Source organism: Caballeronia zhejiangensis (genome assembly GCF_000698575.1).
GTDB classification, from domain to species: domain Bacteria; phylum Pseudomonadota; class Gammaproteobacteria; order Burkholderiales; family Burkholderiaceae; genus Caballeronia; species Caballeronia zhejiangensis.
Genome location: NZ_JFHD01000012.1, coordinates 181,822 through 189,107, shown reverse-complemented (window position 1 = coordinate 189,107; position 7,286 = coordinate 181,822). Strand labels below are relative to the sequence as shown.

The following is a 7,286-nucleotide window of genomic DNA, read 5'->3' as shown; positions in this document are numbered from 1 at the left end:
TTGGAACCGGTGCAGGCGTCGGCGTCGGCGTCGGCGTCGGCACAGGCACAGGCACAGGCACAGGCACAGCAGGCGCGGGCGGCACGCTCGAACGCAGATACCAGTTGTCCGCCGTTCCGTCACTCACACCGCCCTTGAACAGGAAATACCTGTAAGCGCCCACCTCCAGCGGACGTGCGAGCGAAAACGCCCCCGCCGACGTCGTCGCCCCGTTCGTCGCCTGCACGACCAGAATGCCGTCGTTCACCGTCAGCCCGCCGATGCCGCCGACATTCGTCACGCCGATCGACGTCGTTCCCGCACCCGCGCCTTGTGCGATCACGAGCCGGTCGCTCGGCGCGCCGTCCGCGCCGAGCACGCTCTGCACGAGAAGCCGTCCGTCGTTGCCGGTGTAGTTGCCGTTCACCACGAACGCATCGCTCGTGCTCGAACCGCCGTTCGTCAGATCAATCGTGCCCGCGTTGTTCAGCGCGACAAGTCGCCCCGCGATCGCCGGCTGTATCGACGTGCGTCCGATGCCGCCCGCGAAAATCGTGCTCGTCGCGTCGAGATTGAGCGCGCCGGTTCCGGTCGCGGCATCGCCGAGCGTCAGACCTTTCGCGTCGAATGTGAGTTGCGTATTGTTCGACGCGCTCACCGTCTCCCAATTCGAAAAGCGCGCGAGGCCGCTTGCCTGCACGTTGTCGAACGTGAGCGAATCGCTGCTCGCACCGCCATCGAAGCTCGTGGTCGCGGCGAGCGTCGCGTCGTTCAGATTGCGGATCACCGCCGAATCGTTGCCCGCTCCGAGCGACACCGGCCCGGCGATCGTGCCGCCGCTCCAGATCAGCGTATCGACGCCGAAAGTCGTCGTCACTCCTTGCCCGATCGAGCCGCCCGCGATCGCCAGCGAGTTCGTGCCGCTGCCGAGATCGACGCGTCCGCCGATCGTCCCGCCCGACAGCGTGAACGTGTCGTCGTTCTGCGCGGCGGTCACGTTGCCGTCGACCTGTCCGCCCGACATGTCGAACACGTTGTTTCCGACATTCAAATCCACCGTTGCGAGGCGCCCGCCAGTGATCTTCACGACGTCGCCGTTCGCGAGCGTGCCAAGCACGCGCCCGCCCGATATCGAGAACGTGTCGCGCCCGTCGCCCTGATCGATGGAATCGATCTGTCCGCCTGTCATCGTGGCGGTGTCGGCGCCGTCGCCCTGGCGAATCTGTCCGGTGACGACGCCGCCGTTCATGTCGAAAGTATCGTTACCGGTATCGGTGCGTACGGCGACGCCCGCGCCCCCCGCAATGGTCCCGCTATTGATGATCGACACGTTGATCTTGCCGGTCGCGGCAATCGCCTCCGCGCTCGTGCCGCGAATCGCGCCGCTGTTGCCGATCGTTTCTGCGCCATTGGCAATCGTCACGCCGGTCGCGCCCTGAACCGTGCCGGCGTTGTCGATCGCGCCACCCCGATTCGCGACGATGCCGCCCGCCTGCTGGCTGACGATGCTCGCGCCCGCCGCATTCGTGACGGACGCCGCATTCGCGAGCGACACGCCCGCCCCGCCCGCGCCACGCGCGACGATCGATCCTGTGTTGGTGATCGCGCCGGGCGTCGCATCCTGCGAAACGATGCCGGACGCGTTGTTGCCCGACACGTCGATGGTGCCGTTGTTGGTCACGACGTTCTGGCCCGGTGTACCGGCCACGAACATGCCGTTTGCGCTCGCGCCGGTCGTCGTGATGGCGCCATTGTTCACGAGCGTGTCGCCGCTGGTTCGCGCCGCCATGCCATGAGAACCCGCCCCGCTCGTCGCGATCGCGCCATCGTTGACCAACGTGCCGCCGCCCGGACTGGCGAAGTCGTTCATCGCCGAAGCGCTTGCACCGCTCGTCGTGAGCGTGCCGCCTGCCTCGTTGCGCATCGTGACGGCGGCGGCGTTGTTGAACATCGCTTCCGAATTCGTGCCGACCGTGAAGATCGCGCCGCGATTGACGAGCGTGTTGCGCCCGGTCGTCGCGCTTTGCGACGTCATGGCGTCGGAACCGTCACCTGTGATTTGCAACGTGCCCTCGTTGGTCGCCGTGCTGGTGTTGCGCACGAATAGCCCGTTGCCGGCAATGTCGAGTTCGACGCCCGTCAACACATTGATCGTCACGTTGACGCTGCCCGGCACCGCGATGACCGATACGTTCGAAGGATTGGGCGAGCGTGTATCGCAAGTCGCGGTCTGATTGGACTGCGGCGCAGTCCTGTCGCACCCGGCGACAGCGGGCGCCACGCGAACGAGACAGGACACGCCGAACGCAAGCGATAACGCATGAGCGAGCGGCGTCGATCGCATCGGAAGCGAAAAGCGGCGCATGGGTTCTCCGGCTCCGCTGACGATTTCATTTTTATCAGCAGTGCTTCGCATCGTTGCGACGATGATCGGCCCGCTGATTGCTGCTTCTCGTCAACGTTTTTGCTCAGAGTAGTCCACGCATTGCGCGTCAGCAATGTCCGCTTGATCGCTTGCCGCTTCAGATGGGCTTGCCCTCGCTCGATGCCCAATTGGGCATCAACGCGTTGCTCGGCAATGTTTCGTCGATCAACTTTTCGGCCGTTCGCCGGCCCGCGACCGGCAGCCCTTCGGGGTTCAGCACACCGATCTGCACCAGCACCGAAGCCTGATCCCAGTAGATATGCTCGTTGTAGAGCTTGTCGCCGCGAAAGCGGATAACGGCTAGCATCGGAACCTCGAAGTATTTTCCCGTCGGCGCGAGGCCGGGCAGCAGCCAGTCGATTTCGCAACTATGCGTCGCACAGAACACGAATTCGTCGACGACGCGATCCGCGCCGATCGTGCGCGATACCGGAATCAGCTTCGTATCGGCGGGATTCGAGTGGACGAAGTGATATCGATAGAAACGCTTCAACTGATCGTGCCCAACGCCGCCTGTCATCGTCGGGACGTGGTTCACGTATGGCTCGGCGACCATCGTCGGCATGACGGCGTCGACGTCGCGCGTGGCGAATTCGAAATAGCAGTGCTGCTCCCACAAGTGATTCAGATCGAAGTGCGGACCGAGCACCTTGCGCAACATCGAAAGCGTGCGTGAGTACGCCATCAGCGCGGCGGGTTTGTCGTAGTGCGCGGAATCCGAAACGATGAAGCCCGCCGACGCGCCCGGATAAACATAGCGTTCGATGTGCGGTCTGCCCGTGAGCGCCGACTCGACTTCGCGCGCATCGTGCGCCGCGCGCTCGGCGAAGTGGAAGACCATCGGGCAGCGGATCGTCGGGATATCGGCGAGACAGGCGCTGAAATCGTCCGCGTAGTAGCAGGCGGCGCAATCGACGTCGGCCTGCGCGGCGATGCGCGTCGCGAAGCGGCCGCCGCGCCCGTACCCGATCACGCCCACTTTGCCGGCGTGCTGCGGCAACGCGCGCAGGGCATCGACGAGCGCCGCGAAATTGTCCGCGGCGATACCGCCGGGTTGCGGATCGTGCCCGGGAAGTTGCGGCGCGATCACGACGTACCCTTCTTCGGCGTACAGATCGGCGGAGCGCATGACGAATTCGTCGAGGCCGGCCGCGTCGTGCAGCAACACGATGCCCGGTCCCGAACCTTTCGCGGGCTGCGTGACGTAAGCCGGAATGATCGTGCCGTCGCGAAGCGTGATGTCGATGAAGCTGCCGCTCATATCTGCGTCTCCTTATATATAGAAGTTGTTCTTGCGCTTACGACGTCAGCGTGTCCGCGAGCAGCTTCACGTTGAGCGCGACGATCACGGCCGCGACGAGCCACGCCAGCGCGCTCGTCCAGCGCGAAATCGCGAAGACGCCCATTTTTCGCCGGTCCGATACGAAGCGCACCAGCGGAATGACGGCGAATGGCAGTTGCATCGACAAAATGACCTGGCTCAGCACGAGCAACTGGCCGGTGCCCTTTTCGCCGTAGATCGCCGTCACGACGATCACGGGAACGATGGCGATCGCGCGCGTGATGAGACGCCGCGCCCAGTTCGGTATGCGCAGGCGCAGAAAACCTTCCATCACGATCTGGCCGGCGAGCGTCGCGGTCACGGTCGAGTTCAGGCCCGACGCGAGCAATGCCACCGCGAAGAGCGTCGATGCGATGCTCAGGCCGAGGAGCGGCGAAAGCAGGCGGAACGCATCGCCGATTTCCGCGACCTCGTCGTGACCGTTCGCGTGAAACACCGCGGCGGCGACGATCAGGATCGCCGCGTTGATGAAAAGCGCGAGCGTCAGCGCGATGGTGCTGTCAATCGTCGCCCAGCGAATCGCAGCGCGCCGGGCCGTGACGGACTTGCCATACGCGCGCGTCTGCACGATCGACGAATGCAGGTAAAGGTTGTGCGGCATGACGGTCGCGCCGAGGATGCCGATGGCGACATACAGCATTTCGCGATCGGCGACGATGCGCGGCGACGGGATGAAGCCGCGCAGGACTTCGGCGAACGGCGGCGCGGCAGCGGCGATCTGCAACGCGAAGCAGCTTGCAATCACGACCAGAAGCGCGATGACGAAGGCTTCCAGCAGACGGAAGCCTTTGTTGATGAGAAGCAGCAGAAGGAAGGCATCGAGCGCGGTCAGGAGCGCGCCCGCGATCAGCGGTATGCCGAAGAGCAGTTGCAGCGCGATCGCGGTGCCGATCACTTCGGCCAGATCGCACGCGACGATCGCCGCTTCGCAGGCGAGCCACAGGGCGAAGTTCACCGGCTTCGAATAATGATCGCGGCAGGCTTGCGCCAGATCGCGCCCGGTCGCGACGCCCAGTCGGACGGCGAGCGCCTGAAGCAGAATCGCCATCAGGTTCGACAACAGGATGACGGCGAGCAAGGTGTAGCCGAAGCGCGAGCCGCCAGCGATGTCGGTTGCCCAGTTGCCCGGGTCCATATAGCCGACCGAAATCATGTAGCCGGGACCCGCGAACGCGAGGAAGCGCCGAATCCATCGGCCGGTTTCGGGCACATGAACCGACGCGTACACCTCGGGGAGGCTCGGGCGGAACGCGTCGTCCTGCTCGGGCGGTTTCGAAGCGGGGCGTACAGGATCAAGCATCGGCTCGTTTCTCCTGCGGAAACCTGCTGTGGATGTTGTGAAAATATGCGCCGCGGCGAGTGAACATTCAAGCGCATCGGACGGGCGTTGATTACAGATGCCGCAGCCCTGCGCTTCGCGTCTGATAATCGGACTTATCAGATGTAGCGATTTTTCTTGTCAAATTCGAAGTCGGTTGCTAACCTCCGCCCAAATCACTGAAACGTAAGGATAAATGCCCGCCGACACAGGACGCTCCAGAGAGCGCTTGGCAGATAACTCGGGGCAGGCGAATGCGCCGAGCCGTCTCACGCGTCAACACTTCGCGCTTTATCGCGGTTATCTCGACGGCGTTTCCGAAGCACAGTTGCATGCATCGTATGGCGATTCCAGCGCCGATGTACGCTCGACTCGACGGCTGATCGAGGCGCTGCGCGACACGCTTTCCGTTCTCGCACGCCGCGCACGGGACACGGACGCGGCTCACCTGCTGCGGCTTCGTCCCGGCAGCATCCCGCTGTTCGAGCCGCCGCCCGCCGCCGTCGCCCCGCCGCTCGACGCGTTCCGCGACAGAATCGATCCGGACGGCGTGTACGGCGAATCGGAATTGCTCGCGCTTTACGAAGAGGCTTATCCGCCCGAGAGCTCGCCTGCTCTCGATCGGCGCGCGGCGCGTAACGCCCGATTGCGTCGCCGGCAGGCGGACGCGCTCGCGCGCATGGAGGCGTCGCTCGCACAGGATCCACGTCCGGATCATCCGGTCGATGGCTGGTTCGAGCCGGCCGTCGCCGCGCGATTGACTGCCGCCGGACTTTCGACGCTCGCGGATGTCATCGAACTCATCGAGCGGCGACGGCATCGGTGGTATGCGGCCGTGCCACGGCTCGGTCCAAAAGGCGCGCAACGCGTGGTCGACTGGCTGCAACTCCACGCCGAGGCACTCCGGCACACGCTTTCGCCGGCCGCGCTCGTGCCTCGGCGCCAGTGGCAGCCCGGAGACGTCGTGTCGACGCAAAGCGCGGACGTCGACGCAAGCGACTCGATCGCCATTTCTCCTCTTGAAACGTTGCGGGTTCCGCTGGCGCTCGACGGATCGAAAGGGTCGAATCGGGCGCACGCGCACCCGCGATTCGATACGGACATCCGCGCGATCACCGCTTGGCTAGAGGCCCGGTCAAACAGTACGCACACGCGGCGTGCCTATCGGCGGGAGGCGGAACGCCTGCTGCTGTGGGCGTTGATCGAGAAAGGCAAGCCGATTTCGTCTCTCGATGCAGCCGATTGCGCCGAGTACGTCGGTGTCTTTCTCGCGGCTCCGCAGCCGGCGGCGCGCTGGATCGCGAAGGGTCGCCCTGAGCGTTGTTTTGCCGACTGGCGCCCTTTTGCCGGCCTGCTTTCCGATCGCAGCCGCGAAACGGCCCGGTCGATATTGGGCGCCATGTGCGAGTGGCTCGTCGGCGAAGGTTATCTGGCGGCCAATCCGTTTGCCGGATTTGCGCGTGTCGCGACGCCGCCGGTATTCGATTCGGCGACGCGGTCGCTCGATCTGACGCAGTGGAAATGCGTGTTGCAATCGGTCGAACGGACCGAATACTCGTTCGTCGAGCATCGCGACAAATTGGCGCTGCTTCTCGCGTACGCCACCGGCCTGCGACGGGCCGAACTCGCATTCGCAACCACCGACGCGCTCAGCGCCGGGCGTCTTTCCGGCGTGGACGGCGTGGTCTGGCGGCTTGCCGTCGATGGCGGCCGCGGCGCGACGCGGACGGTGCTTTTGCCGCCGATCGTCGTCGAAACGCTCATCGAAAACCTGGCGATGCGCGGACTGCCGCGCCCGTTGGATTGCGCCGAAGGCACGCCAATACTCGCGCAGGCGCGCGGCGGACAGTCATTGACGCCCGACGGCATCGGGAAAATTTTCAAGACGATTTTCTCGAACGCGGCCGCATTGATGGAATCTCATGCGCCCGGCGCTGGCAGGCACCTGACTCGCGCGAGCACGCATTGGCTGCGCCACACACATTCGACGCACGCGCTCGGACACGGCGCGGATCTGCGCGAGGTCAGCGCCGGACTCGGCCATTCCGATGTTTCGACCACCGCTCTGTATCTGGAAAACGAAGACGCGGGGCGTTTCCTTGGCATCGAGAAGTTGATTCGCGGCATCTCGTCAACGCGAAAACCTTCGGATCGGTCCTAATTTCGCGTTTACACGAGCGTCGAGCGTTGTAAAAATGTCCGCTGCGGGCGATCAAGCACTT

At 64.5% G+C, this 7,286-nt stretch carries 3 protein-coding genes and 1 pseudogene; 1 reads left to right on the top strand and 3 read right to left on the bottom strand.

What is annotated here, in order from left to right; translation table 11 throughout:
• The 3 genes and pseudogenes from BG60_RS36325 to BG60_RS17675 all read right to left on the bottom strand — a co-directional run.
• Nucleotides 1-2,344, bottom strand: a pseudogene (locus BG60_RS36325) (autotransporter adhesin family protein); the annotation flags it as partial.
• A gap of 157 nt (nt 2,345-2,501) precedes the next feature.
• A complete protein-coding gene (locus tag BG60_RS17680) occupies nt 2,502-3,665 on the bottom strand; it encodes an alpha/beta fold hydrolase (RefSeq protein ID WP_008347128.1) in 1,164 nt (387 codons plus the stop codon).
• Between the two features lie 37 nt (nt 3,666-3,702).
• Nucleotides 3,703-5,046, bottom strand: a complete 1,344-nt coding sequence (locus BG60_RS17675; RefSeq protein ID WP_008347129.1) for an Nramp family divalent metal transporter — start codon at nt 5,044-5,046, stop codon at nt 3,703-3,705.
• A gap of 247 nt (nt 5,047-5,293) precedes the next feature.
• On the opposite strand from BG60_RS17675, the gene BG60_RS17670 reads away from it, so the two are divergent.
• Nucleotides 5,294-7,225: a site-specific integrase gene (locus BG60_RS17670; protein ID WP_034472237.1), complete on the top strand. Its 1,932-nt coding sequence runs from the start codon at nt 5,294-5,296 to the stop codon at nt 7,223-7,225.
• Nucleotides 7,226-7,286 lie beyond the last annotated feature (61 nt).

What these genes read in the sequence shown, in the direction of transcription:
- BG60_RS17680 (WP_008347128.1), bottom strand. Translation starts at nt 3,665, where the DNA reads ATGAGCGGCAGCTTCATCGACATCACGCTTCGCGACGGCACGATCATT.
- BG60_RS17675 (WP_008347129.1), bottom strand. Translation starts at nt 5,046, where the DNA reads ATGCTTGATCCTGTACGCCCCGCTTCGAAACCGCCCGAGCAGGACGAC.